The sequence below is a fragment of the Lentibacillus kimchii genome (genome assembly GCF_055381965.1).
The window spans coordinates 1,807,461-1,833,144 of the sequence record NZ_AP043934.1 but is presented as its reverse complement, the minus strand read 5'-3'; the positions used below and the strand labels follow the sequence as shown (position 1 = coordinate 1,833,144).

At 44.2% G+C, this 25,684-nt stretch carries 24 protein-coding genes and 1 other annotated feature; of the genes, 21 read left to right on the top strand and 3 right to left on the bottom strand.

Translation table 11 applies throughout. The features are described from left to right. The first annotated feature begins 49 nt into the window (after positions 1-49). The 15 genes from polA to ACZ444_RS09755 all read left to right on the top strand — a co-directional run bounded on the left by polA (position 50) and on the right by ACZ444_RS09755 (position 15,954). A complete protein-coding gene (gene polA / locus ACZ444_RS09825) occupies positions 50-2,689 on the top strand; it encodes a DNA polymerase I (RefSeq protein ID WP_382358513.1) in 2,640 nt (879 codons plus the stop codon). 12 nt (positions 2,690-2,701) lie between these two features. Then, positions 2,702-3,526 (top strand): DNA-formamidopyrimidine glycosylase, encoded by an 825-nt coding sequence (gene mutM / locus ACZ444_RS09820; protein ID WP_382358512.1) that lies wholly within the window; start codon positions 2,702-2,704, stop codon positions 3,524-3,526. 14 nt (positions 3,527-3,540) lie between these two features. Then, a complete protein-coding gene (gene coaE / locus ACZ444_RS09815; protein ID WP_382358511.1) occupies positions 3,541-4,140 on the top strand; it encodes a dephospho-CoA kinase in 600 nt (199 codons plus the stop codon). A gap of 145 nt (positions 4,141-4,285) precedes the next feature. After that, positions 4,286-5,317 carry a glyceraldehyde-3-phosphate dehydrogenase gene (locus tag ACZ444_RS09810; protein ID WP_382358510.1) on the top strand — a complete coding sequence of 344 codons (1,032 nt, stop codon included), beginning with the start codon at positions 4,286-4,288 and terminating at the stop codon, positions 5,315-5,317. Between the two features lie 267 nt (positions 5,318-5,584). After that, entirely contained in the window at positions 5,585-6,055 is a 471-nt protein-coding gene (gene nrdR, locus ACZ444_RS09805) for a transcriptional regulator NrdR (RefSeq protein ID WP_382358509.1), read from the top strand. Positions 6,056-6,092: 37 nt separating this feature from the next. After that, entirely contained in the window at positions 6,093-7,433 is a 1,341-nt protein-coding gene (locus ACZ444_RS09800; protein ID WP_382358508.1) for a replication initiation and membrane attachment family protein, read from the top strand. A 26-nt stretch (positions 7,434-7,459) separates the two neighbouring features. Beyond that, a complete protein-coding gene (gene dnaI, locus ACZ444_RS09795; protein ID WP_382358507.1) occupies positions 7,460-8,392 on the top strand; it encodes a primosomal protein DnaI in 933 nt (310 codons plus the stop codon). A 244-nt stretch (positions 8,393-8,636) separates the two neighbouring features. Next, positions 8,637-9,488 carry a sporulation protein YtxC gene (gene ytxC / locus ACZ444_RS09790; RefSeq protein ID WP_464433288.1) on the top strand — a complete coding sequence of 284 codons (852 nt, stop codon included), beginning with the start codon at positions 8,637-8,639 and terminating at the stop codon, positions 9,486-9,488. A 340-nt stretch (positions 9,489-9,828) separates the two neighbouring features. Beyond that, entirely contained in the window at positions 9,829-11,778 is a 1,950-nt protein-coding gene (thrS, locus tag ACZ444_RS09785) for a threonine--tRNA ligase (protein ID WP_382358505.1), read from the top strand. A gap of 143 nt (positions 11,779-11,921) precedes the next feature. Continuing rightward, positions 11,922-12,040 (top strand) — a sequence feature (ribosomal protein L20 leader region). Positions 12,041-12,107: 67 nt separating this feature from the next. Further along, complete coding sequence (infC, locus tag ACZ444_RS09780) at positions 12,108-12,617, top strand: translation initiation factor IF-3 (RefSeq protein WP_382358582.1); 510 nt, start codon at positions 12,108-12,110, stop codon at positions 12,615-12,617. 29 nt (positions 12,618-12,646) lie between these two features. After that, a complete protein-coding gene (gene rpmI / locus ACZ444_RS09775; RefSeq protein WP_382358504.1) occupies positions 12,647-12,844 on the top strand; it encodes a 50S ribosomal protein L35 in 198 nt (65 codons plus the stop codon). Between the two features lie 63 nt (positions 12,845-12,907). Beyond that, a complete protein-coding gene (gene rplT, locus ACZ444_RS09770) occupies positions 12,908-13,264 on the top strand; it encodes a 50S ribosomal protein L20 (RefSeq protein ID WP_382358503.1) in 357 nt (118 codons plus the stop codon). Between the two features lie 143 nt (positions 13,265-13,407). Then, the gene (locus ACZ444_RS09765; protein ID WP_382358502.1) at positions 13,408-13,980 is read left to right on the top strand and encodes a TVP38/TMEM64 family protein; all 573 of its coding nucleotides are present in this window, start codon (positions 13,408-13,410) and stop codon (positions 13,978-13,980) included. A 339-nt stretch (positions 13,981-14,319) separates the two neighbouring features. Then, a complete protein-coding gene (locus ACZ444_RS09760; RefSeq protein ID WP_382358501.1) occupies positions 14,320-14,805 on the top strand; it encodes a dUTP diphosphatase in 486 nt (161 codons plus the stop codon). A 72-nt stretch (positions 14,806-14,877) separates the two neighbouring features. Continuing rightward, positions 14,878-15,954 (top strand): M42 family metallopeptidase, encoded by a 1,077-nt coding sequence (locus ACZ444_RS09755; RefSeq protein ID WP_382358500.1) that lies wholly within the window; start codon positions 14,878-14,880, stop codon positions 15,952-15,954. A 60-nt stretch (positions 15,955-16,014) separates the two neighbouring features. On the opposite strand, the gene ACZ444_RS09750 is transcribed toward ACZ444_RS09755, so the two are convergent. Continuing rightward, the gene (locus tag ACZ444_RS09750; RefSeq protein ID WP_382358498.1) at positions 16,015-16,689 is read right to left on the bottom strand and encodes a lytic transglycosylase domain-containing protein; all 675 of its coding nucleotides are present in this window, start codon (positions 16,687-16,689) and stop codon (positions 16,015-16,017) included. Between the two features lie 263 nt (positions 16,690-16,952). Continuing rightward, entirely contained in the window at positions 16,953-17,177 is a 225-nt protein-coding gene (gene sspI, locus ACZ444_RS09745; protein ID WP_382358497.1) for a small acid-soluble spore protein SspI, read from the bottom strand. A gap of 94 nt (positions 17,178-17,271) precedes the next feature. On the opposite strand from sspI, the gene ACZ444_RS09740 reads away from it, so the two are divergent. From ACZ444_RS09740 to pheT, 3 genes are all read left to right on the top strand, one after another. After that, entirely contained in the window at positions 17,272-18,009 is a 738-nt protein-coding gene (locus tag ACZ444_RS09740; protein ID WP_382358496.1) for a TrmH family RNA methyltransferase, read from the top strand. Between the two features lie 355 nt (positions 18,010-18,364). Continuing rightward, entirely contained in the window at positions 18,365-19,414 is a 1,050-nt protein-coding gene (pheS, locus tag ACZ444_RS09735; RefSeq protein WP_382358495.1) for a phenylalanine--tRNA ligase subunit alpha, read from the top strand. Further along, positions 19,414-21,840 (top strand): phenylalanine--tRNA ligase subunit beta, encoded by a 2,427-nt coding sequence (gene pheT, locus ACZ444_RS09730; RefSeq protein ID WP_382358494.1) that lies wholly within the window; start codon positions 19,414-19,416, stop codon positions 21,838-21,840. The genes pheS and pheT overlap by 1 nt, the downstream gene beginning before the upstream one ends. 40 nt (positions 21,841-21,880) lie before the next feature. Here pheT and rnhC read toward each other — a convergent pair whose 3' ends face one another. Further along, positions 21,881-22,807, bottom strand: coding sequence for a ribonuclease HIII (rnhC, locus tag ACZ444_RS09725; RefSeq protein ID WP_382358493.1), 927 nt, complete (start codon positions 22,805-22,807; stop codon positions 21,881-21,883). Between the two features lie 216 nt (positions 22,808-23,023). Between rnhC and zapA the strand changes: the two genes are divergently transcribed. The 3 genes from zapA to polX all read left to right on the top strand — a co-directional run bounded on the left by zapA (position 23,024) and on the right by polX (position 25,670). Then, positions 23,024-23,284: a cell division protein ZapA gene (gene zapA / locus ACZ444_RS09720; RefSeq protein ID WP_382358492.1), complete on the top strand. Its 261-nt coding sequence runs from the start codon at positions 23,024-23,026 to the stop codon at positions 23,282-23,284. 6 nt (positions 23,285-23,290) lie between these two features. Beyond that, positions 23,291-23,830: a CvpA family protein gene (locus ACZ444_RS09715; RefSeq protein WP_382358491.1), complete on the top strand. Its 540-nt coding sequence runs from the start codon at positions 23,291-23,293 to the stop codon at positions 23,828-23,830. Between the two features lie 127 nt (positions 23,831-23,957). Beyond that, complete coding sequence (gene polX / locus ACZ444_RS09710; RefSeq protein ID WP_382358490.1) at positions 23,958-25,670, top strand: DNA polymerase/3'-5' exonuclease PolX; 1,713 nt, start codon at positions 23,958-23,960, stop codon at positions 25,668-25,670. Positions 25,671-25,684: the final 14 nt, after the last annotated feature.

The following is a 25,684-nucleotide window of genomic DNA, read 5'->3' as shown; positions in this document are numbered from 1 at the left end:
GTGATAAACTTGGTATAACGACTATGGACAGGATCGGAGGAACATAAATATGAGCAATAAGCTAGTGCTGATTGACGGGAACAGCGTCATTTACAGGGCTTTTTTCGCTTTGCCCTTATTGAATAATAATAAAGGTGTCTATACAAATGCCGTTTATGGTTTTACGAATATGCTGCTGAAAATTATTGAAGATGAACAGCCAACACACATGCTCATTGCATTTGACGCTGGTAAAACAACATTCCGGCACGACACATATAATGCGTACAAAGGCGGACGGCAAAAGACACCCCCGGAATTATCGGAGCAGATTCCGCTGTTGAAAGAGCTGCTTGATGCTTTTCAGATTGCCTATTATCAGCTTGATTTATATGAAGCTGATGATATTATTGGAACTTTGTCCAAACTAGGCGAGAGAGAAGAGTGGAATGTCAGCGTTATATCGGGTGATAAAGACTTGCTGCAGCTTGTATCAGACAAGGTGACAGTTAAGTTGACGAAGAAAGGGATCAGCGACATTGAAGTGTATACGCCGGCATCTATGCAGGAGAAAATGGCTATTGCGCCGGAGCAGATTATTGATCTTAAAGCATTGATGGGCGATAATTCGGATAACATTCCAGGCGTCCCTGGAATTGGCGAAAAAACAGCCACAAAGTTACTGACACAATTCCAGACGGTTGATAATGTCTATGAGCATCTTGACGAAGTGAGCGGAAAGAAAGTAAACGAAAATTTGAGAAATTATCAGGATCAGGCATTTATGAGTAAACAGCTTGTCATTATTGATCGTGACTCGCCGATTGAGGTGTCATTGGCAGACGTGACTTATACAGGCTACCCGCAAACAGAGGTCAGTGCCATGTTTAAGGACCTGGGCTTTCAGTCACTTCTGACCCGGATTGGTGATGAATCAGAGGAAACGGGTGACAACCGGGATGAGCTGAAACCAATCGATTATACGATCGCTGACACTGTGACAAACGACATGCTGGGAGATGAGACAGCGCTGGTGCTGGAAATGCTTGATGACAATTATCATTATGGCAGCATTGAAGGTATTGGCATCGTTAATCAAACAGCTGCCTATTTCATACCTGCTGAAACAGCAATCACATCGAGTGCTTTTAAAGCCTGGGCAGAGGACCGTCATCAAGCAAAAATTGTATTTGATGCCAAGAAAACACTTGTCACTTTATTGAACCGGGGCATTCATATTCAGGGCATCGTCTTTGATATGCTGCTCACGTCTTATTTGCTTAATCCGGCTGAGAATAATCATGATATCCCGATGATTGCCCATCGTATGGGCGTGACTGACGTTCTATTTGATGAAGAAGTTTACGGAAAGGGTGCTAAAAGACAGGTTCCAGAGCAGCAAATCCTTAGTGAACACATCGCCCGGAAAACGCGCAGTCTGTTTCAGCTTAGTGACAAAATGGAAGAGCAGCTTAAGGCAAATGAGCAGTTCAACTTGCTTAAAGAGCTGGAACTGCCGCTTGCGCTCATTCTGGCCGAAATGGAACATACCGGTGTTCAGGTTGATACAGAACGGCTGCAGCAAATGGGGAGCGATTTGAAACAGCGTCTGAGCGAATTGGAGACCGAAATACACACATTAGCTGGTGAGACGTTTAATATTAATTCGCCTAAGCAGCTTGGGCCAATTTTGTTTGAAAAGCTGGGTTTGCCCGTCATCAAAAAAACGAAAACGGGCTACTCCACAGCAGCTGGTGTTTTGGAACAGCTGCAGCATGAACATGAGATTATACCCAAGCTTCTCTTGTACAGACAACTCGACAAATTGCAGTCAACCTATATCACCGGCTTACAGAAAGTTGTGGATCCGGATACCCGGAAAATTCATACGCGTTTTAACCAGGCTCTGACACAGACAGGACGGCTGAGCTCGGTTGAACCGAATTTGCAGAATATCCCGATCCGGCTTGAAGAAGGCCGTAAAATTCGCCAGGCTTTTGTGCCATCGAAGCAGGACTGGATTATGTTTGCGGCCGACTACTCGCAAATTGAACTACGCGTTCTTGCCCATATTGCAGGCGATGACAAACTCGTCGAGGCTTTCACTGATAACCTGGATATTCATACACAAACAGCAATGGATGTGTTTCATGTCGACAAGGACGATGTAACAGCTAATATGCGCCGGCAGGCCAAAGCCGTAAACTTTGGCATTGTCTATGGTATCAGTGATTTCGGACTGTCACAGAACCTTGGCATTCCGCGTAAAGAAGCGAAGGCATTTATCGATCGCTACTTTGCCAGTTATCCTGACGTTAAAACTTATATGGATGACATCGTTCAAGAAGCGAAACACCAGGGTTATGTGACGACTTTAATGAAGCGCAGACGTTATTTGCCGGATATTACAAGCCGGAATTTTAACCAGCGGTCATTTGCAGAACGTACAGCTATGAACACGCCTATTCAGGGCAGCGCGGCGGATATTATTAAAAAAGCCATGATTGATCTGCATGAGGCATTAAGAGATGCCAAACTTGAAGCGCGCATGCTGATGCAGGTTCATGACGAACTGATTCTGGAGGCGCCGAAAGAAGAAATTGAACAATTAAAAGAGATTGTACCAGCGACGATGACGAAAACGGTCAATCTCAGTGTGCCGTTAGAAGTTGATTATGAATATGGAGACAGCTGGTTTGAAGCCAAGTAAGGGGAATGAGACATGCCAGAACTGCCGGAAGTTGAAACGATAAAAGAAAACCTTAAACGATTTGTCATAAATCAAACGATCATCAGCGCAACTGTATTCTGGCCAAATATTATTAAACGGCCGGAAGACGTGTCAGAATTTAAACATCTTATCGCGGGACAGACGATTCAGGACATCAGGCGAAAGGGCAAGTTTCTGTTATTTGAATTGGATGATTTGGTTCTTGTATCTCATTTGCGAATGGAGGGCAAATATAAGGTTCATTTGTCAGAGGAACCAATCGACAAACACACACATGTTTTGTTTAGATTTGAGAACGGCGAAGAACTTCGGTATCGTGACGTGCGAAAATTCGGCACGATGCATGTATTTGCAAAAGGTGATGAACTGAATCATAAGCCACTGAACCAATTAGGGCCCGACCCGTTTGATGACGCTTTTACGATCGTCTATCTTTATCAAAAATTAGCCAAAACAGATCGTGTCATTAAGTCCGTGCTCCTGGATCAGACAGTTGTTGCCGGTCTGGGCAATATCTATGTTGATGAGACGTTATTTAAAGCTGCTGTTCATCCGTTAAGAAAGGCAAGCACATTAACGAAACATGAGGCGGAAGCGATTTGGGAAGCAGCTATCGACACATTGCAGGAGGCCGTTACTCTAGGAGGAACAACCATTCGTTCGTATGTTAATTCCCAGGGAGCGATGGGTATGTTTCAGCAAAGGCTGCTTGTATATGGTCAGGTGGATGAGCCTTGTCAGAGATGCGGAGAACCTATTGTTAAAATGTCTGTTGGCGGACGTGGGACACACGTCTGCATAGCATGTCAAAAATGAAATGAGGATTGTAAATGACACTTGTTATCGGATTAACAGGAAGTATTGCCAGCGGAAAAAGTACTGTCTCCTTAATGTTTGATGATTTCAATATTCCGGTGATTGATGCTGACAAATTATCACGCGAGGTTGTCAGGCCTGGTGAGACCGCCTATGAACAAATCGTGAACACGTTTGGTGAATCGGTCTTGCGGGATGATGAAACACTTGACCGCAAAAAATTAGGGGCTATTGTCTTCAATGATGACGATAAAAGAAACCAGCTGAATAATATTGTGCATCCAGCCGTCCGGAAAAAAATGCTTGAGCAACGAGATGCTTACGTTAATTCGGGGGCTGGAAGCATTGTGCTGGATGTTCCCTTGTTATTTGAAAGTAAATTAACGCACTTTGTTGATAAAACGATTGTGGTCTATGTCGATGAACACGTGCAGCTCAATCGGCTGATGACACGTGATGGTTATTCTGACACAGAGGCCCGTCAGCGAATTGATGCACAAATGCCTGTTAGCGAAAAAGCTGAAATGGCTGATGCGGTGATTGATAATAACGGCTCAAAGCATCATGCCTATGAGCAGCTGGAATGGCTGCTTCAGTCATGGACGGGTGCCTGATTATCACTGGTTGTTTAGCAGAATTTATTATAAATTATTAGAAATAAAGCAGAATTTTTCCTGAAAGCGGTCACACTATTCCTGAAATGTGTTATACTAATTAATACAAAGAACAAAAAGTATAACATATAATGAGGGATGACATATGCGTAAAACGCGGATTGCAATTAATGGATTTGGCCGCATAGGACGAATGGTTTTCCGGCAGGCGGTAAAAGATGATGATCTGGATATTGCAGCCATCAATGCCAATTATCCTGCTGACACACTTGCCCATCTTATTAAATATGATAGTATTCATGGTATCTTTGACAGGGACGTAAAGGCTCTGCAGGATGAACTGGAAGTGGATGGCAAGCGAATCGCGATTGTCAGGACACGTGAACCGGAAAAACTGCCATGGCAAGCATATGAGATTGATATTGTTGTAGAAGCGACAGGTCAATTCAAAACACAAGAAGAGGCCGGCCGCCATATTCAGGCTGGTGCCAATAGAGTTGTCATTACGGCACCCGGTAAGCAAGTCGACAGGACCATTGTTATGGGTGTGAATGAGTCACAGTTTAATCCTGACGGTGACAGGGTTCTTTCAAATGCTTCATGCACGACCAACTGTCTCGCTCCGGTTATTAAGGTGCTTGATGATCATTTGACGATCGTAAATGGGTTGATGACCACTGTACACTCATTTACCAACGATCAAAAGAACCTTGATAACCCGCATAAAGACTTACGGCGTGCTCGCGGCTGTACGCAATCAATCATTCCCACTTCAACCGGCGCGGCCAAAGCAATCGGTGATGTCATGCCGCATCTGGAAGGGAAATTGCATGGCACAGCCTTACGCGTACCAACGCCAAATGTATCACTTGTTGATTTAGTTATTGATGTGGAGGAGCCGGTCACAGCAGCGTATATTAACGATCTTTTCCGGAATGCTGCGGAAAATGACATGCAAGGCATCCTTCAGTACAGCGATGAGCCGCTTGTCTCAGTTGATTACACAACAACAAACTATTCGGCCATTATTGATGGTTTATCGACGATGGTGCTCGAGGATAATAAAATTAAAATCCTTGCCTGGTATGATAATGAATGGGGCTATTCCAGCCGGGTTGTGGATCTTGTCCGTTATGCTGGAGACCGGGTTAAGAAAGAGCAGCCGCAGATTTCCTAGTGCTGTTAGTTAAAAGAGATTGACCATTTTGATCAGGAAATGCGTCAATCTTTTTTTATTCCGTTAGAACAGGAAATCGTGTTATAATAAGTATACATATCATGAATGAGTAAGGTCGTTTGTGGGACGAACAACAGGGCATGCTTAAGCCTAGCTGCTTTAATGTATTCCAGCAGCTGCTGGAGAACAATGTTCTGTGTGTCATTTCGTTACCTTGCTATGAATGAATGACGGCAGTATCAGCGAAAGCGAATGGGGTTGAGCAGTATGCGATGTTCAAATTGTCAGAACAAAAGCACCAAAGTATTGGATTCCCGCCCGATAGAAGAGGGCCGGTCGATTCGCAGGCGCAGGGAATGTGAACGATGCGGTTTTCGGTTTACAACGTTCGAGCGGATAGAAGAGACACCCTTGATTGTCGTTAAAAAGGATGGCAACAGACAAGAATACAGCCGTGAAAAGCTTGTGCGCGGATTACTTAAAGCATGCGAAAAACGGCCTGTTCCTCTGGAAAACATCGAAGAACTTGCTATTGACGTGGAAAAAGAATTACGTGATGCCGGTATATCAGAAGTGGCGAGTAATGAGGTGGGTGAAATGGTGATGACACGGCTTTCAGAAGTCGATGAAGTCGCCTATGTTCGCTTTGCTTCTGTTTACCGCCAATTCAAAGACTTGTCCGTATTTTTTGATGAGCTGAAGGATTTGATAAAATCCGATAAAGAGCCATCTGATTGATGTTCCGGTATGCTGTAATAAGGAAAGGGTTAGGCTAATGAGTGACATCGGACAGATATTGCCAATTGAAGGTTACCGGGTTTTACTGACTGGCAGTCTTTCATCTGACTACACAACATCTTTAACACATCTCTATCAGCCTCTGATCGGCATTCAGGCTGTTTCCTTATATATCACGCTTGTAAATGAACAGGACTTGCAGATGGATTCAGCACAGACGCATCACACACTGATGAACTACATGGATTTGCCGCTCGATGCTATCTATCGCGCCCGGCGAAAGCTGGAAGGGATTGGTTTGCTAAGAACGTTCAGGCAGCAATCTGCTGAACATACGACATATCTTTATGAACTGCATCCCCCTTTTACACCTGCCCAATTTTTCTCAGATGATATGCTGACGCAGTTGCTTTATCATCATATTGGTCAGGATAAATTTGACATGCTGAAAATGTATTTCGAGGATTCGTCCACATGGGAAGGGACGGACATTACGGCATCGTTCAGTGATGTATTTCAGACCTTTCAGCTGCATACAGACGATGTGGCTATCACTGATGCTGCACATAATACCCAAGATGATACGGCTTCATCGATTGATTTTTCCTGGATAGAACAGAGGCTCGAATCGCAGCTGATACCGGTAAAAAAGGTTTTGACCACTGCTAATAAGCGGCTGATATCGCAAATGATGACCTTATACGGTCTCGCTGAATATGAAGTGGAAAAAGCTGTATTATGGGCCCTTACGAGTGATAATACACTTAATGCACAGGAATTCAAGGAAGCTTGTCATGATGTATTTGAGACTAACCACCAGCAAGCTTCTATCAAACTGACCGAGAAACAGGAAAACACGGTTAATCAGACACATTCAGAAGAAACGCATTCTGCGGATAAGCCGACAACAAAAGAAGAACAGCTCATCCGGAAAATGGAAAACATTTCACCGAGCCAGCTTCTTGCAGATTTGTCCAGCGGCGGGCAGGCTTCCGGCCAGGACCTTAAAGTTATCAGGGAAGTCATGGCAACACAAGGTTTGCCGTCACCGGTTATGAACGTTCTCATACACTACGTTCTGCTGCAATCGGATATGAAGCTGTCAAAAGCGTATATGGAGACGATTGCGAGTCACTGGTCACGTGCTAATCTGCAAACAGCCAGAGAAGCCATGCACTTTGCTAAACGGCAGCAATTACAGAATCAGAAAAAACAGCCGAAACAGAAAAACGATCGCAGGCAAACATCAAAAGAAGTTATTCCTGACTGGTTTAAAGAGCGCAAAAAACAGTCGGAACAAACACAGCAGCAAACGGTTAGTACTGATGAAGAGTGGCAGGAAACTGAAGCGCTTCTGCGCAAGTATTCCAAAAAGTAGAATCGTCATTTATAAGGATGGTTTAAATGGAACCCGTACAATCTGAATTAAGAAAATGGATGCAGCAAAATAAAGATTTTCAGGCAAACTACCGGCAAATACGGGAAGATGTTCTTAATGATCCGGAAATCAAGGCATTTCTTGAGCGGCATCCACAACTGACACAGAGCACTATCAATAAAAATTTGATCAGGCTGTATGAATACAAGACGCAGTCGAAGCAGTGTGATCGCTGTCAGTCATTCGGCGGCTGTATCAATATGGTCCAGGGGTATTCACCTGTTCTGCGTGTGGAGAATGGGGACATCAGGCTTCTCTATGAAAAATGCTACAATCGGATTGATTATGAAAAGCAAAAAGAGCAGCAAAATCTGATTCAAAGCCTGTACATGCCAAAAGATATTTTAAACGCATCCATTGCCGATATTGAGCATGACAGTGAAAGAGGAAACAGCATCCGTGAGCTGCTGCTTTTCTTAGAAAATGCGCAATCAGAACTTCCATCCCAAGGTATCTATTTTTATGGCCCTTTTGGCGTTGGCAAGACGTATCTTCTGGGAGCGCTGGCCAATGCTTTAAAAGAGCATCACGTATCATCGACGCTTATCTATATGCCCGAATTTGTCAGGGAAATGAAAAATTCTATTAAAGATGATTCGATTAATGAAAAGATGAATTATTTTAAAACGGCTGATGTTCTGATGCTGGATGATATTGGCGCTGAAACGCAATCAGCCTGGTTCAGGGATGAAATACTTGGCTCAATACTGCAATATCGTATGATGGAGAATTTACCAGTGTTTTTCACCTCCAACTATAGTATGGCACAATTGGAGGAACAGCTCGCTTTGACGAACCGCGGCGGCAGTGAAATGGTCAAGGCTGGCCGTATCCTCGAACGGGTTAAGCAGGTCAGCCGAGAAGTCAGTCTATCAGGTGAAAACCGCCGTGATGGCTGATCAGTCACACATCTTTTCAGAGCGTGTTTAACAACATTCGGATCAGTCTTTACAAAGCAGCATCTTCTTCCCGTTCTGCAGGAGGTGCTGTTTTTTTATGTTGTTTAACCTGACATTACTTGTTAATCAGCATATCCTACCACAACAGCCAAGCCATGAAGATTTACTAGTTTCTTGACACCATACATGTTTTGATTATGCGGTCCATATAATGTATCAGTTTGGTTGGATGAGGGTGATGTATTTGCTGGAGGTTTACTTTGAGTCAGATAAAGAAACAATCAGTTTCTGTGAAAGGCTGTTTCAATTAAATAAACAGATTGAATTGCATTGGAAAACTGCCGAGGAATGGGGCAATCATTTACAATTGGACAATCAGTCGGATAATAGCCATTTTCTTGAAACAGTTGCCCGTGCAATGGCGGGTGTGTACATGTCACATCGATTAACAGGTATGATCGGATTTGTCATCAGACGCTTCTACTATTATACGAGCTCAGCCGAAATAGAACGTATTATGGACTTATCCCACTGGATTATTCTAGGTGATGATGGTGATAGTCAGATGGTTCGAAATAATCAGGATCCGGGTCAGTTGCTGGATTCAATTTTTCTGGCTAATATTCAGCATACTGGAGAGCTTCATTTTGATTCCGTTATTAACTTTCAATTAAAATCTTTCAAAGATGACATTATTTATTACGTTGGACTGGCCATTGATGAATTTAAACGTGAAGAAGATCATCAGGCATTTCTTGATATGCTCAGGGGCTATGTTAGCAAACGACCTTCTTTAATGGATACAGTGTATGTTATACAAGGTGAGACGTTTACGTTTTTTCGCCCGGATGGCAGACAATATTCCACTATGGAGCTGCAGACACTTATGCAGAAGGAACCTCTTTATATAACTGGTTTAGATGCGAATGAGCTGAATTTGTCACCACTGATTACAATGGCGCCGAACACTATTAAAATATATGGAGATGATCCGTCCGAACCGAAAACACTGACTATCATCAATATATTTCAGGAAAGAGCTGAATTTACATCTCTAAGACATTTTCCATTTCCACTCCATTTAAAATCTAAGTGATACCGGTTGATATTATTAGTTGTAACAGCTATAATATGTTCTATACGATTCATCATTTAAAAGTGCTGATGAGGCCACAGCTATTTAGCATACGGCAAGAGAAGAGAAGGAAGTCTGCGGCTGAGAACTTCCCCTTACCGGCTAAATGGTCACCACCTCTGAACTCTGTTGTGGATCACTTCGTAAACAACAGCGAGAATGCCTGCGTTAAAGGTTAATGAAGCCGCAATCTATGCGGAAATCAGGGTGGAACCACGTGCAGGACGCTCGTCCCTTTACTTTCAAGTGAAGGGACGGGCGTTTTTTAGTGGCTGAGTATAAAAGCGAAGGAGCGGTTATGATGACAGATATGACGATCACGTTCCCCGACGGGACGAACAAACAATTTGCGGGAGGGACAACGGGCGAAGATATTGCACGTTCGATTTCCTCCGGGTTAAAGAAACAAGCACTGGCCGTTAAAGTGGATGGTCTGCTGTATGATCTTCGGCGTGAACTGCCTCATGGCGGAGCGATTGAAATTATCACGTACAGCGATCAGGAAGGAATTGACATCATGCGTCATTCTGCAGCACATTTAATGGCTCAGGCGGTCAAACGGCTGTATGGCGAGGTTAATTTTGGTGTTGGCCCTGTTATTGAGGAAGGTTTTTATTACGATATGGATCTTGAACATACGCTGACGCCTGAAGATCTTCCAAAGATTGAAAAAGAAATGAAGCGAATTATAGATGAAAATCTGGAAATCAAGCGTGTTGAAGTGTCACGGAATGAAGCAAAACAGATGTTTAGAGAGATCGGTGATGATCTTAAGCTGGAATTAATCGATGACATCCCTGAGGATCAGCAAGTCACGATTTATAAGCAAGGCGAATTTTTTGATCTGTGCCGTGGGGTGCATGTGCCTTCAACAAGCAAAATTAAAGCCTTCAAACTGATGAGTGTATCAGGTGCCTATTGGCGCGGCGACAGTGATAATAAGCAGCTTCAGCGTATTTACGGAACAGCTTTCGAAAAACAAGGCCAGCTTGATGAACATCTTCGCATTCTGGAAGAGCGCAAAGAACGTGATCACCGCAAATTAGGCAAAGAACTGGAAATCTTTAGTGTCTCACAAAAAGTTGGACAAGGCTTGCCGCTCTGGCTGCCAAAAGGGGCAACCGTCCGGCGCAATATCGAACGTTATATTGTCGATCTTGAAGAGCGGCTTGGCTACGACCATGTGTATACACCTGTTTTAGGCAGCTCAGAATTGTATAAAACAAGCGGTCACTGGGAGCACTATCAGGACGACATGTTTCCGGTTATGGAAATGGATAATGAAGACTTCGTGCTTCGTCCGATGAATTGCCCGCATCATATGATGGTCTTTAAGAACCAGATGTACAGTTACCGTCAGCTGCCGGTTCGAATTGCAGAACTTGGCACGATGCATCGTAATGAAGCATCTGGTGCTCTTTCAGGACTGCAGCGTGTACGTGCGATGACCTTGAATGATGCGCACATTTTTGCTCGTCCAGATCAATTGAAAGATGAATTTATGCGGGTTGTAGAGCTTGTTCAAAAGGTTTATGAGGACTTTGGCATTAAAGATTATTATTTCCGGCTGTCTTACCGCGATCCGGAAGATAAAGCGAAATACATTGACAATGATGAAATGTGGGATAAAGCACAGGCCATGCTGAAAGAAACGATGGAAGACATGAATGTTGACTACGTTGAAGCAATTGGTGAAGCTGCCTTTTACGGTCCGAAATTGGACGTTCAGGTGCAAACAGCCATCGGAAAGGAAGAGACGCTGTCGACAGTACAGATTGATTATCAGCTGCCAGAGCGCTTTGATCTGACTTATATTGGTCAGGATGGCGAGGAGCACCGTCCGGTTGTTATTCACCGCGGTGTTGTGTCCACAATGGAACGGTTCGTGGCTTTTCTGATTGAAGAGTACAAAGGGGCATTCCCGACATGGCTGGCACCGGTACAGGCAGAAGTGATCCCAGTATCACCGGATGCACACCTTGATTATGCCAAAAGAATAGCAGACCAGCTGCGCTATGCAGGCATGCGCGTTAATGTGGACGAGCGTGATGAAAAAATTGGCTATAAAATCAGACAAGCACAGACACAAAAAATTCCATTTTCACTTGTGCTGGGAGATAAGGAAATGACGAACGGCACTGTCAATATGCGGCGTTACGGTGAGGAACAAACGGAGACACTAAACTATGATGATTTTGAGTCGCTGATTAAAGAGGAAGTTGAACAAAAAGTACTGCAGAAACATTCCTAACCTGAGAAGCTCGAATGCCATGCGTTCGGGCTTCTTTTTTAGCCAAAACCATGTTATAATATAATTAAAGCTTTTACAGTGTCTTGACAGCAGTTGACATATAGTTAATTAAGTGCTATTCTGTAAAGGCTGAAAAATTGATCTGAGACAAGTAGAAGCACCCGCTTCTCACCTGATCGACGCATGAAAGCTGTCGGCTGGTTCTTATCCAACAATTATTGGAGACGTGTGGGTGCCTGTGTACCGACACTTTTTTATTTGTAATAAATGCGCTTGTCAACGACAGATCACGGACAATATCTTGGAGGTGTTTGACGATTAGCAAAGAAATGTACGTCAATGAAAAAATCCGTGCCCGCGAGGTGCGGCTGATAGATTCGAATGGCGATCAGTTAGGAGTAAAATCACGCAACGAAGCACTGGATATCGCGCAGACAAGAGATTTGGATTTGGTGCTGGTAGCTCCGAATGCCAAACCGCCGGTATGCCGTATTATGAATTACGGCAAGTATCGCTTTGAACAGCAGAAAAAAGAAAAAGAAGCGCGTAAAAAACAAAAGGTCATTAATGTTAAAGAGGTGCGTTTTACTCCGGGAATTGGCGAGCATGATTTTAACACGAAACTTAAGAATGTGCGGAAGTTCTTAAGCAATGGTGATAAGGTGAAGGCGGCTGTCAGGTTCCGCGGACGAGCGATCACGCACAAGGAAATTGGCCGGGAAGTGCTTGACAGGCTGGCAGAAGAGACAAAAGATGTGGCAACGCTTGAATCCAAAGCTAAAATGGAAGGCCGCAATATGTTTATGATGCTTGCCCCAAGTAAAGAAAAAGAAAAATAAATGCTTGATGATACAAGGAGGATACTCATATGCCTAAAATGAAAACTCATAAAGGAACGCAGAAACGTTTACGCAAAACAGGTTCTGGAAAGTTAAATCGCGGTCACGCATACACAAGTCACATGTTCGCGAATAAATCACAAAAGCAAAAGCGCAAATTGCGTAAAGCAACGACAGTTTCCAACAGTGATTACAGACGTATCAAAACGATGCTGCAAAATAAATAAGCGGCACCAACTTTAACAATGGGACGAACCAACGATTTTCAATTGTATTAGGAGGTAATGAACATGCCACGTTCAAAAGGTGGACCAGTAACGCGTCAGCGTCATAAACGAATTTTAAAGCTAGCAAAAGGGTACTACGGTTCAAAACATTCCTTATTTAGAATAGCTAAACAGCAGGTAATGAAATCCGGTCATTATGCCTACCGTGATCGCCGGCAGAAGAAACGTAATTTCCGCAAACTGTGGATTGCGCGTATTAATGCTGCCGCTCGTATGAACGATATGTCATACAGCCGTTTAATGCATGGCTTGAAAGAGGCAGGTATCGAAGTGAACCGTAAAATGCTGTCAGAGCTTGCCGTTAATGATGAACAGGCATTCAGCCAGTTAGCTGATAAAGCAAAAGCGGCCTTGAAATAAAATGAACTGTGATTGACGGTCAGATCCACTTAATGGATTTGGCCGTTTTTTGTTTCTCGGCAGTTATGTCATAAAGGCTCGTCTCTTGTCATACAGATGTACTGGTATAAATAGGGCAGGCGCCGGAGAAAGGAGGCGAAAGAATGGAGCAGCTTGGAAACAACATCATGATACTTATTGAAACAGGCGGCCTGTTCGCACCGGTTTTATTTATTAGCTTCCATTTATTACGGCCCTTATTCTTTTTGCCAGTTGTTTTTATGTGTATATCAGGAGGGATCATGTTTGGGCCGGTCGCTGGAACACTGTATTCGGTGATCGGAATTACCCTTTCCAGCATGATTTTTTATGGGCTGATTCGCTGGATGCCCAGGACATTTGACAAACTCACCCGCTTAAAACAAAAATTAATGGGCGACAGTACGGCTATGACAACATCACAAGTGGCTCTTTTGCGACTTGTGCCATTTATCCATTTTCATTTGTTATCACTCTGTTTGCTTGAAGCATCGGAAAGCTTCAGAGCGTACACCAAAGCGTCACTGCTGACCAACATCCCGCTGGCATTTGTTTATACATCTGTCGGCAGGTGGCTGTCACATTTATCGCCATTATATATCTTCGTTTTTTTGCTTGTTTTATTACCACTTATTTATTTATTGCGCCGTAAAGAAATTATTATCAAATGGCAGGATTTTTTTCAGGCGAGCACCTGAAGTGAAGGTCCATGAGACAGGGGCAAAAAGTCGTCAATATCAAAAACGCCTGCCAATTAACATGAGCGGTGGAATAGGCGGTGACTTCTAAAGAATAGCGTATAGGAAAGACTCCGGTGTGCGTTAATGCACGCCGGAGATTCACCAGCCGCCTGTGGAAAACGAGATCTATTTCCGCAGCGGCTTCTTTCATGCAAGCGTTTATTCAGGTTGTCCGGATTATCGTTTGACAGGATATTTGTGTCCCAACTTTTTTTCAACAGTCCAGCATCTTGAATGTTCCCGAATTTAAGCGTTTCGTGATAGAATTGTTTTAAAGATGTGAAATGAGGTGGGAAAATGGACTGGTCAGCGCTGTATACAATGCAGGAACATTTAGATACTTATATTGAAGCGCAGCACAATTTGTCGGACAGAGATCTCTTCCGGGAAAAGTATTTAGCTTTGCTGGTGGAATTGGGTGAACTGGCTAATGAAACCAGATGTTTTAAATTTTGGAGTACAAAACCGAAAAATGAACAATCTGTCATTTTGGAGGAATATGTTGACGGAATTCATTTTATATTGTCACTGGGTCTGGAGAAGGGCTATCGGTTTGATGCAAGAGAAGTGGAACCAGCCAATACAAATGTGACCGGGCAATTCACGCTGGTATACAGCGATTGTGTTGCTTTTTACCAGGAACCTGGCGAAGCAGCTTATAAGCAGCTGTTCGTGCGTTTCATACAGTTAGGCAAGTTACTTGGGTTTGATGAGACGGCCGTAATGACAGCCTACTTAAAAAAGAATGACATTAACTATGAGCGGCAGAATCAAGGGTATTAGTAAAAAATATTTTGTCATTTCTGATTTTAGCGTTATAATAATGACGGAGCATGAAAAGGGAGGCTGTTACATATGGATAAAATGAATACGATGCTGAAAGATTTAACCGATGCACGCGGGGTCCCCGGAGATGAGAAGGAACCAAGAAATGTCATGGAGCAGTATATCACTCCCTGCGCCGATAACGTGTATACGGATAATTTGGGCAGCTTGATTGCGGAAAAAACTGGTGAAAAGAACGGGCCAAAAATCATGGTTGCCGGCCATTTGGATGAGGTTGGGTTTATGGTTACCCGCATAGACAGCAATGGCTTTGTCTATTTCCAGACTGTCGGGGGCTGGTGGAGCCAGGTAATGCTTGCCCAGCGTGTTACGATTATGACGGCAAACGGCGATGTTACAGGTTTAATCGGCTCCAAACCGCCGCATGTGCTCTCGGCTGAAGAACGCAAAAAACCGGTTGATATTCAAGATATGTTTGTTGATATCGGCGCCTCAAGCAAAGAGGAAGCGCAAAATTTCGGTATCCGGCCCGGTGATTCAATCGTCCCTTACTTTGAATTCACACCAATGACCAATGAAAAGATGCTGATGGCTAAAGCATGGGACAACCGGATCGGCTGTGCAATTGCCATTGAAGCGTTAAAACAACTGCAGGGCTCCCAGCACCCTAACATCGTTTACGGTGTCGGAACCGTTCAGGAAGAAGTTGGTCTGCGCGGTGCGGGTACAGCAGCTCGTACGATTCAGCCGGATATCGGCTTTGGCGTTGATGTCGGTATTGCCGGTGATATGCCAGGTGTGTCTGATAAAGAAGCGGACAGTGAACTTGGTAAAGGGCCGCAAATTCTTATTTATGACGCTTCGATGGTGCCGAACAAAGGTGTGCGCGATTTGGTTGTCGATACGGCTGATGAAAATCATATCCCATATCAATTTGCATCGCTTGCCGGCGGAGGTACCGATTCTGGATCGATCCATTTAACGGCTGATGGTGTTCCGTCATTATCGATTACGATAGCCACACGTTATATTCATTCACATGCTGCTATTTTGCATCGTGACGATTTTGAAAATGCCGTGAATCTGATCGTTGCAACGATTAAAAAACTGAATGCTGACAAAGTAAATGAAATCAAATTTAATTAAGAGTTAATAAAAAACGCCCGGATGAGCATCCGGGCGTTTTCATTACCAGCGTCTGGGAAGTCATGCCAGATAATCTGTCATCACTTTATTCACATATTGCCTGGTTTCCTGAAATGGCGGTAAGCCCTGATGTTTGTCCACATTTCCTGGACCGGCATTATAAGCTCCGAGGGCAAGTTCAGTATCGCCATTATACCTGTTAAGCATTTGACTTAAATATTTTGTTCCACCGTCAATGTTCTGCTGCGGATCTTTCGGGTTTGTTACACCAAGTGATCCAGCCGTTGCTGGCATAAGCTGCATTAATCCCTGTGCACCAGCGTCACTGGTTGCATTAGTATTAAAGTCCGATTCAGCTTTGATAACGGACTGAATTAAATTTGGGTCAACATCATATGTCTCAGCTGCGTCTGTTATGTATGCGTTATATGTGTCTGGTTGTCCTGCCGCCTCTGTCATATTAGGCTGATCATTTATTCTGTCAGAAATTTGGCTGTTTGCGGCTGTTTGTAAATCTTGCCTGTTTCCTGCCAGGTTAGGCTGCACGGCTTTGTAGTTATCCGGCGGGTTTTGCTCACTCGGTATGGTGTTTGTAATCTGCTGTTCAAGCATCTGTTTAAATAATGAATTGAACATGGATGTCGATGATGATCCTGATTTTTGGCTGGATGCTGGCGAAGCCAATGTTTGCATGGCTTGTTGCTGTATAAATGACTGCATAGAGCGTATATCCATTAAATTAACTCCTCCTTGCCATTATTATCAGTTTAAAACGGAAATGGTTATAAGGCAACAAAGAATTTCAATGGAATGCTGTATGTGACACGTGAATAGTTGGACATTAAAAAGAGGCTGAGACAAAGTGCGAACCACTTGCGTGACTGAACCGCTCAAAAAAGACATCTTCTCCGCGGTCTCACCTACCCGTTGCTCCCGCAGGCGTCTCCGTCGACGCTTGAGTTAGTCGCTTTTGTTATGTCCCAGCCTCTTCAAATTATTCATTGGTCTGTATTAGCTTGTTGAACACCGTGTTCCAGAGATTCGATCATATGCTGCTTGTTTTCAGTATCAGACTGCTTCCAGATTAATTCAAAAAGGACACCCAATCCAGGCAGCATCTTTTCCTCGCCTCCCTGGACAGCGTCACTTATGGTTGCTTCCAGTTCTTCTTGATTGTTTTGGGCTATGTTGTAGAGAATAGCCTCACGCAGGTTTAAATCCATGAAATCACCTTTTCTGAATAATAAGCTACGACTAGTTTGACCAGAACAGTCTGGAATATGTATGATATAAGAAAATGGTAATAAGGAGACCATCATGATTACATCGCTGCAGAATCAAAACATTAAACGGTGGCAGAAATTGCATAAACAGAAAGGACGTAAGCTATCCGGCACATTTCTTGTTGAAGGCTTTCATTTAATTGAAGAAGCTTACCGGAGCAACTGGCTAATCGAGGAAATGATTGTGGCAGAAGATGTTGACATTCCTCACTGGTGTGAACCTTACGCGCCTGTTGTGGTCACCACCCAGGTGATGCAGCATATGACCCGGACCGAGTCGCCTCAGGGGATTGCGGCGGTTGTCCGGATGCAGGAGGTAGAGGTACACGTCTGTGACACAGTATTGCTGCTTGATGCTATTCAGGATCCCGGCAATCTCGGTACAATGATACGAACTGCCGATGCAGCAGGCTTTGATATGGTGATGATAGGTGAGAGAACAACTGATGTGTACAATGATAAAGTCGTCCGGGCCACACAGGGATCCTTATTCCATATGCCAATTCGTTATGTGAATTTACCGGAACGCATTTCCGTGCTGCAAGAAGATGGATTTACGATCTGGGCATCAGCACTTACAAATGCTGTTTCATTTCATAAGGCAGAAGCGAGTGACAAAATGGGGCTTATCATTGGCAACGAAGGAGCAGGAATCAGTGAAGAGGTCCTCGATTCAGCTGACAAAATCGTAAATATTCCGATTTATGGACAAGCTGAATCACTCAACGCCAGTGTCGCAGCAGGTATCTTAATGTACGCCTTGAAAAGTTAGTTGCATATTATTCATAAATTATTTATAATGTAGGCAATCTGACTGGTTATAGTTTGAAAAGCTGTGAACGAGCAAGACAGCTATTACGCGGTACGGCACAAGGGAGGAGATGCCATGGACTGGAAGCATCTCCGCTGCAGGCTGCTGTCAATTCACTCTGGAGCTGGCACTTGGACCTTGCGTTAAGTAAAGGTGCCCCGGATCGTTATCCGTTATCATGTTAAGCCGGACACGATGCAGTTGTGTCAACAAGGGTGGTACCGCGATAAGACAGCCTCGTCCCTTACTAGAGGGATGAAGGCTTTTTTTATTGATGGCTGTCACTCGCCAGTGGGTAAACAAAGGAGGCATATTGATGCAAGAGGAACTGGAAAGCATTCGGCAGGAAGCACTTGCGGCCGTCGATGCGGCAAACGACTTAAAAGAGCTTCAGAACATAAAGGTAACCTATTTAGGCAAAAAAGGATCTGTAACAAAAGTCTTGCGCGGTATGGGACAGCTGTCCAAAGAAGAGCGGCCTGTTGTAGGTGAATTGGCCAATAAGGTTCGTGAGGCTATTACAGCAGCGATCGACAATAAGACGGCCGTTCTTGAACAGGCTGCTCTGGAGGAAAAACTGGAACAGGAAACCGTTGATGTGACATTGCCGGGACGACCGGTGCATGTTGGCGGTCCGCATTTATTAACGCGTATTATCGAAGAAATTGAGGATCTGTTTATTGGAATGGGCTATGAAGTGCGTGAAGGCCCCGAGGTGGAAACGGATTATTACAACTTTGAAGCTTTGAATTTGCCTAAAGGCCATCCAGCGCGTGACATGCAGGACACGTTTTACCTGACGAATGAACTGCTTCTCCGGACGCATACATCACCCGTTCAGGCAAGAACCATGCAAGAATACGGCGGACACCAGCCCGTGAAAATGATCTGTCCTGGAAAGGTTTATCGCCGCGACTCGGATGATGCGACGCACTCCCACCAGTTCACGCAGATTGAAGGCCTGTATGTTGATGAAAATGTCCGAATGAGTGATTTAAAAGGGACATTAAATACGTTTGCCAAACGCATCTTTGGCGAAGACCGGAAAATTCGTCTGCGCCCAAGCTTCTTCCCATTTACTGAGCCGTCAGTTGAAATGGATATTTCCTGCAAGGTATGTGAGGGAAATGGTTGCTCAGTATGCAAACAATCAGGCTGGATTGAAATTCTTGGGGCTGGTATGGTTCACCCGAATGTATTGGAAATGGCCGGCTATGACTCCAATCTCTATACCGGGTTTGCTTTTGGCATGGGACCAGATCGCATTGCTATGCTGAAATACGGGATTGACGATATTCGTCACTTTTATAGAAATGACAAACGTTTTATAACACAATTTCATTATGCAAAAGGAGGGACTCTCTAGTGCTTGTTTCATTAAATTGGCTTAATCAATACGTTGATATTGCCTCAATCAACCCGGAAGAACTTGCCGAAAGGATAACCAAGACGGGCATTGAAGTTGAGGGCATCAATTATGTGGCTGACAAACTAACAGGTGTTGTTGTTGGATTGATCGAAAGCTGTGAACAGCACCCGCATGCTGATAAACTTAGCCTTTGTCAAGTGGCTGTTGGTGATGAACAACTGCAAATTGTTTGCGGCGCTCCTAATGTTCGCGAAGGTCAAAAAGCAGCTGTGGCCAAGCCTGGTGCTGTTTTACCCCAAGATGTTCACATAAAACAGACGGAACTGCGGGGAATTCAGTCAAATGGTATGATTTGTTCCTTGCAAGAACTTGGGATTGATGACAAATATGTACCCAAAGATGCCACTGAAGGGATCTTCGTGTTCCCGGACGATGTTACAGTCGGTGACAATGTTGAGCCGCTTCTGAATTTAGATGATGCTGTTTTGGAATTTGATTTGACCCCAAATCGTGCCGATGCATTGAGTATGCTTGGTGTTGCCTATGAAACGGCAGCTATCCTGGATCAGGATGTGTCATGGCCTCGGGAAGATGCCAATCAGAGCAGTGAACAGGCCGAAGACATGGTTTCCGTGCAAGTGGAGGCGCCTGATTTAAACCCTTATTATGGGGCGTTCATTGCCAAAGATATTGTTATTAAGCCGTCCCCATTATGGATGCGTAACGCCTTAATAGCGGCCGGTATACGTCCTATCAATAATGTGGTGGATATTACGAACTACGTGCTGCTCGAATATGGCCAGCCGCTGCACGCTTTTGATTATGACCGCTTTGGATCAACAGAAGTCGTAACACGACGTGCCCGGGAGCAGGAAACCATGACCACACTCGATGGCGAAAAATGGTCATTAAGCAGTGAGAATCTTGTCATCACAAACGGCACGGAGCCAGTTGCTCTAGCTGGCGTTATGGGTGGTGCGGATACAGAAATTACAGAAGATACGACGACGATCCTTCTGGAAGCTGCTTATTTTCATCCATCTGCTGTCAGAACAACAGTCAAAGACACAGGACTCAGCAGCGATTCCAGTACACGTTATGAAAAGGGCGTTGATCCCAATCGTGTGGAACAGGCTGGCAGGCGTGCCTGTCATCTGCTCGAACAATATGCAGGCGCAACAATCCTTTCAGGTCCTGTTTCTTTTGATGAACTGAACCGCCAGGAAACAATTGTGTCGCTTGCAACAGACGAGGTTAATAAACGCTTGGGTACAGTCATTGCGGCTGATGAAATTGGCGCTATTTTACGACGATTGCAATTTCCATTTGAACAGGAGCAGGACACGTTTGTTGTGCATGTTCCGACTCGGCGTGGTGATATAGCGATTTTTGAGGATATGCTGGAGGAAATCGCCCGTATATATGGTTACGATCATTTGCCTTACACATTGCCGCAGGGTACAGCACAAGCAGGTGGTTTAACGGCAAGTCAGCAGCTCAAGCGCGAGGTCAAAAACTATTTGCAGGGTGCCGGGCTCATGGAAACAATCACTTATGCCCTGACTGATGAAACGATGGTGGATAAGCTGCTCAGCCCAGACTTGGCTGAACAATACCGAAGCCCCGTCCAGGTTGCTATGCCAATGAGTGAAGATCACCGTTATCTGCGCCTGAGCATTTTGCCGGAGCTGCTCCGCACACTAACCTATAATTTGGCACGTAAACAAACGGATCTGCATTATTTTGAACTGGGTCATGTTTTTAGTTCTGATGAAGAGACCCTTACACAGCAGCCAAATGAATTATTACGTTTATCCGGTGCGCTTACTGGATTATGGCTGAACCATCCATGGCAGCAGGAGAAAAAGCCGGTTGACTTTTACGTTATTAAAGGCATTATTGAAGGGCTGTTCGACTATCTTGAAATGCCGATAGCCTTTAAACAGACTGAACTGCCTCATATGCATCCAGGCAGATGCGCAACGATTGTCTGCAATGACCGCGTCATTGGTTTTGCAGGACAGGTTCATCCCGCTTTTGCGAAAACAATGGATCTGAACGATACGTATGTGTTTGATTTGGCTATGGATGATGTAGTGAACAGCTTTGAAAATACGACAAGCTATCATTCAATTCCGAAATACCCATCAATTGCAAGAGATATCGCTTTTATTGTTGATGAGTCAGTCCATGCAGGGGATATTAAAGCATTAATTGAAGAAACAGGGGCACCTCTTGTAAAAAATGTGCAGCTATTTGATGTGTATAAGGGTGAGCATTTACCATCTGGCAAGAAGTCGATTGCCTATAACCTGGTTTATCAGGATCCGGAAAAAACACTGCAAGACGATGAAATTGAAGAATCCTATCAGGCCATTATTAACAGAGTGAATAACGTTTTTGATGCCTACGTCCGCAGCTGAGATGAACGAGCGGTCACCGTTTTGAGGTGACTGCTCGTTTTTATAGTCGCTTGAACGCTTTGCTTGTATTAGCAAAATGCGTTTTGGCACACGTATCGAGATAATTCTTTCCCTTAGCTTGAATGAGTCTGGCAGCGGCCTGATCCACTTTCCCTGCAGCACCCTTTGGAAGTGTCATCCCTGCTTGTTTCGCTAATTGATCCATTTTCTGCAGGAAACTGGTTCGGGCGAGAATCGATGCAGCTGCTACTGCAATGGAGTGACTTTCAGCTTTTGTCATGAAGTAGGTGTCTTGTGGAACGCGTTTGCTTTCACTTGCAATGTGCCGTTTGTAAACGTCAGGTTTACAGAACTGATCAATTAGAATACCTTCTGTTTCAGCCGAATCAATTTTGTCCAGGACATTACAAGTTGCCTGATGATGGAGTATTGCTTTCATTTTTCCCTGAGTCCAGCCCTGGTTTCTCAGTTGATTGTACTTCGGATTGTGCAACGTCAAAATCGAATAGGGCATATCCAGTGCCACGATATCTTTGGCAATGTGTCTGATAGTGCTGTCGGCGAGGTTTTTAGAATCCTTAACCCCTAATTCTTTTAACAGTGGCATTTGTTCTTTTGTGACAAAGACCGCGGCTGTGGTAATGGGACCGAAATAGTCCCCTGTGCCAGCCTCATCTGAGCCAATGTGGCTGCCGGATAAGAGGGATTCCGGTGGGGCAGCAGCTGTTTCTGGAAAAGCTTTTTCCGGAGCTGCCTGCTTTTCCTCGCTGTTGATCCATTTTTCTGCTTCGGCAGCCGGGCTTTTACCCTGGAATAGAACTTTGCCGGACTTGTAGGCTGTAATCACAGCATTGGACGTTTTGGCCCGAAAAAGCGCTCCATTAGGCGCTGATTCCAGATTGTGTGTATAGTAGGCTCTCATTTTAGAAAGAGTTGTTTCTGGTAACTTATGGACTGTCTGTGACATGGTTAGCCTCCAGTGAATAGTGTTTCCCCAACAGCAGCGGTCGCCAATGAAGAAAATGCAAGCAATTTCGGAGTCAATTGATATTAGTAATGGATATAGATTTCCTGGACGGCCATCTGTGTGTTAGGATATAGTGTATATTAAGCTTTGTAACACCAGCTGGGCAGCACTGTAAATGTGTCATCACTATTTTATTGCGATAGGAGGGTGTCTGGCGTGGCCCAGGATGATAAAACGCGTGTAACCGTTGAAATATATAACAGAAATTATACAATAGCTGGAAAAGAAGATGCAAGTCATGTTCGCCTGATAGCGAACCAGGTTGATCAGAAAATGCGTGAAATTCATGAGGTTAATCAGCAGCTTACGATGGCAGAACTGGCTGTCCTGACTGCTGTTAATACCATGAGTGATTATATGAGATTAAAGGAAGAATATGCGAAACTGCTGGGATCGCAGCATGAGAAAGAGGATTAGTAGCTGATGGTGGATCTTATACTCATTTTGTTGCTTATTTTCGGATGTTTTATCGGCCTGAGACGTGGTTTTATTCTCCAGGCATTTCATCTGATTGGCTTTATAGCGGCTTTTATTCTGGCTGCTTTATACTACGATAAGCTGGCCTCACAGCTTGCTTTATGGATCCCTTACCCTAATTTGGACAGTGACAGTGCGTGGGCAGACGTTTTGGATGCCATCCCGATGGAGAACGCTTTTTATAACGCGATTGCGTTTGCCATTATCTTTTTTGCTGTCAAAATACTGTTGCAAATCATAGCATCCATGCTTGATTTTGTGGCTGAATTACCGATAGTGCGGTTGTTTAACAAATGGCTGGGTGCGGTACTTGGGTTTGTGGAAATCTATTTAATGATTTTTATTGTTTTATATATACTGGTATTAACGCCATCAGAAACGATTCAGACATGGATCAATGGTTCATCGGTTGCAGTATTTATCATTGATCATACACCTTTTTTATCGGAACAGATTAAAACGTTATGGTTTCAGGGCATCAAATAACTGATGAATGCTGATGAGCATAGATAAAGCTGGTTCGAATCATGAGCGATCTGGTTATCATTGTGTACCCATGGATTGACTTTAATTGAATCGGCTTTTTTAATGATACTAAAGCAGGTGAAGGGAAATGGCAGTTAATAAAAAAGATGTGATTAAATTATTAGAGGCTATTGCTGTCCGTCTGGAGTTGAAAGGGGAAAATTCATTCAAAATCTCTGCCTATCGCAAAGCTGCTCAAGCACTTGAACGCGATGACCGGTCGATTACCGATATTGCAGATTTTACAGCGCTGAACGGAATTGGTAAAGGTACCTCAGCCGTTATTGATGAGTATATTGAGACCGGAACGTCTGAAACCCTGACGCAGCTGGAAAAAGAAGTGCCACAGGGATTAGTGCCGCTTTTGGATCTGCCGGGCCTGGGCGGCAAAAAACTGGCGAATCTATATCAGCAGCTGGGGATAACGGATGCTTCTTCGTTGCGTAAGGCTTGTGAAAATGGAGATGTTGAACAATTAGATGGATTTGGCAAGAAGACAGCCCAAAAAATTATAGCAGCGATTGATGAAGCGAATGAGCGTCCGGAGCGACTGCCAATAGCCACAGTGCTGCCGCTGGCCGAGAGGATTGAACAGTATTTGGATGCAATTCCCGCTATCAGACAGTATTCTCGTGCCGGCAGCTTGCGGCGTATGCGGGAGACAGTCAAAGATATTGATTTTATTATCGCGGCAGATCATTTTAAGTCAGTCCGTGATCAACTGCTTGAAATGGACAGTGTAAAAGAGATTATTGCACAGGGTGATACAAAAGTTTCGGTCACGCTTGCCGATGTTTATGATGTTAATGTGGATTTTCGTATCGTTGCGCCAGCAGAATTTGTAACAACGCTGCATCATTTCACCGGCTCAAAGGATCATAATGTAGCCATGAGGCAGTTGGCTAAGTCAGGCGGTTATAAAATAAATGAATATGGCGTAGAAGCTGAGTCCACTGGTGATATTGTCACGTTTTCCAGTGAACAAGCGTTTTTCAACCACTTTAACCTGAATTATATACCACCGGAAGTCCGGGAAAATACTGGTGAAGTGGAAGCCTATCATAATCCTGTTCCATTGATTGAGCAGACAGATATCATTGGCGATTTGCACATGCATACGACTTGGAGTGATGGCGCTCAATCGGTCGAAGAAATGGTGAATGCAGCACGCAGCAAACATTATGATTATATAACGATTACAGACCATTCCAAATTTCTCCGGGTTGCTGACGGTCTGAATGAAACACGGCTGCGCAAACAGCGTGAGGAAATCGACCGATTAAATGAAAAATATGCTGATATTCATATCTTTGCCGGTGTAGAAATGGATATTTTGCCGGATGGTTCTCTGGACTTCTCAGACGAATTTTTGCAGGAAATGGATTTTGTTATTGGAGCGATTCATTCCAGCTTTAACCAATCGCAGACAAAGATCATGACGCGGCTCGAAGCTGCCTTGGCTAATCCGCATGTATCTTTGATTGCTCATCCGACAGGCAGAATAATTGGCCGCCGGGAAGGGTATGACGCCGACGTCGACCGGCTGATTCAGCGTGCGAAAGAAACCAATACGGCTTTAGAGATCAATGCTAATCCGAATCGGCTTGATTTATCCAGTGCCTGGGCATACAAAGCACGGGCGGCAGGTGTTAAAATCGCTATTAATACGGATGCTCACGATTTTGCAATGCTTGACCATACAAGCTATGGGGTTAGTGCTGCCCGTAAAGGATGGCTTAAAAAGGAAACCGTTATTAATACATGGCCGAAGCAGCAATTGATCGATTTTATGAGCCGCTAGACAGGTGGCATTAA

Coding starts and splice junctions, on each gene's coding strand:
- polA (WP_382358513.1), top strand. CDS start 50: ATGAGCAATAAGCTAGTGCTGATTGACGGGAACAGCGTCATTTACAGG.
- mutM (WP_382358512.1), top strand. CDS start 2,702: ATGCCAGAACTGCCGGAAGTTGAAACGATAAAAGAAAACCTTAAACGA.
- coaE (WP_382358511.1), top strand. CDS start 3,541: ATGACACTTGTTATCGGATTAACAGGAAGTATTGCCAGCGGAAAAAGT.
- ACZ444_RS09810 (WP_382358510.1), top strand. CDS start 4,286: ATGCGTAAAACGCGGATTGCAATTAATGGATTTGGCCGCATAGGACGA.
- nrdR (WP_382358509.1), top strand. CDS start 5,585: ATGCGATGTTCAAATTGTCAGAACAAAAGCACCAAAGTATTGGATTCC.
- ACZ444_RS09800 (WP_382358508.1), top strand. CDS start 6,093: ATGAGTGACATCGGACAGATATTGCCAATTGAAGGTTACCGGGTTTTA.
- dnaI (WP_382358507.1), top strand. CDS start 7,460: ATGGAACCCGTACAATCTGAATTAAGAAAATGGATGCAGCAAAATAAA.
- thrS (WP_382358505.1), top strand. CDS start 9,829: ATGACAGATATGACGATCACGTTCCCCGACGGGACGAACAAACAATTT.
- infC (WP_382358582.1), top strand. CDS start 12,108: ATGTACGTCAATGAAAAAATCCGTGCCCGCGAGGTGCGGCTGATAGAT.
- rpmI (WP_382358504.1), top strand. CDS start 12,647: ATGCCTAAAATGAAAACTCATAAAGGAACGCAGAAACGTTTACGCAAA.
- rplT (WP_382358503.1), top strand. CDS start 12,908: ATGCCACGTTCAAAAGGTGGACCAGTAACGCGTCAGCGTCATAAACGA.
- ACZ444_RS09765 (WP_382358502.1), top strand. CDS start 13,408: ATGGAGCAGCTTGGAAACAACATCATGATACTTATTGAAACAGGCGGC.
- ACZ444_RS09760 (WP_382358501.1), top strand. CDS start 14,320: ATGGACTGGTCAGCGCTGTATACAATGCAGGAACATTTAGATACTTAT.
- ACZ444_RS09755 (WP_382358500.1), top strand. CDS start 14,878: ATGGATAAAATGAATACGATGCTGAAAGATTTAACCGATGCACGCGGG.
- ACZ444_RS09750 (WP_382358498.1), bottom strand. CDS start 16,689: ATGGATATACGCTCTATGCAGTCATTTATACAGCAACAAGCCATGCAA.
- sspI (WP_382358497.1), bottom strand. CDS start 17,177: ATGGATTTAAACCTGCGTGAGGCTATTCTCTACAACATAGCCCAAAAC.
- ACZ444_RS09740 (WP_382358496.1), top strand. CDS start 17,272: ATGATTACATCGCTGCAGAATCAAAACATTAAACGGTGGCAGAAATTG.
- pheS (WP_382358495.1), top strand. CDS start 18,365: ATGCAAGAGGAACTGGAAAGCATTCGGCAGGAAGCACTTGCGGCCGTC.
- rnhC (WP_382358493.1), bottom strand. CDS start 22,807: ATGTCACAGACAGTCCATAAGTTACCAGAAACAACTCTTTCTAAAATG.
- ACZ444_RS09715 (WP_382358491.1), top strand. CDS start 23,291: ATGGTGGATCTTATACTCATTTTGTTGCTTATTTTCGGATGTTTTATC.
- polX (WP_382358490.1), top strand. CDS start 23,958: ATGGCAGTTAATAAAAAAGATGTGATTAAATTATTAGAGGCTATTGCT.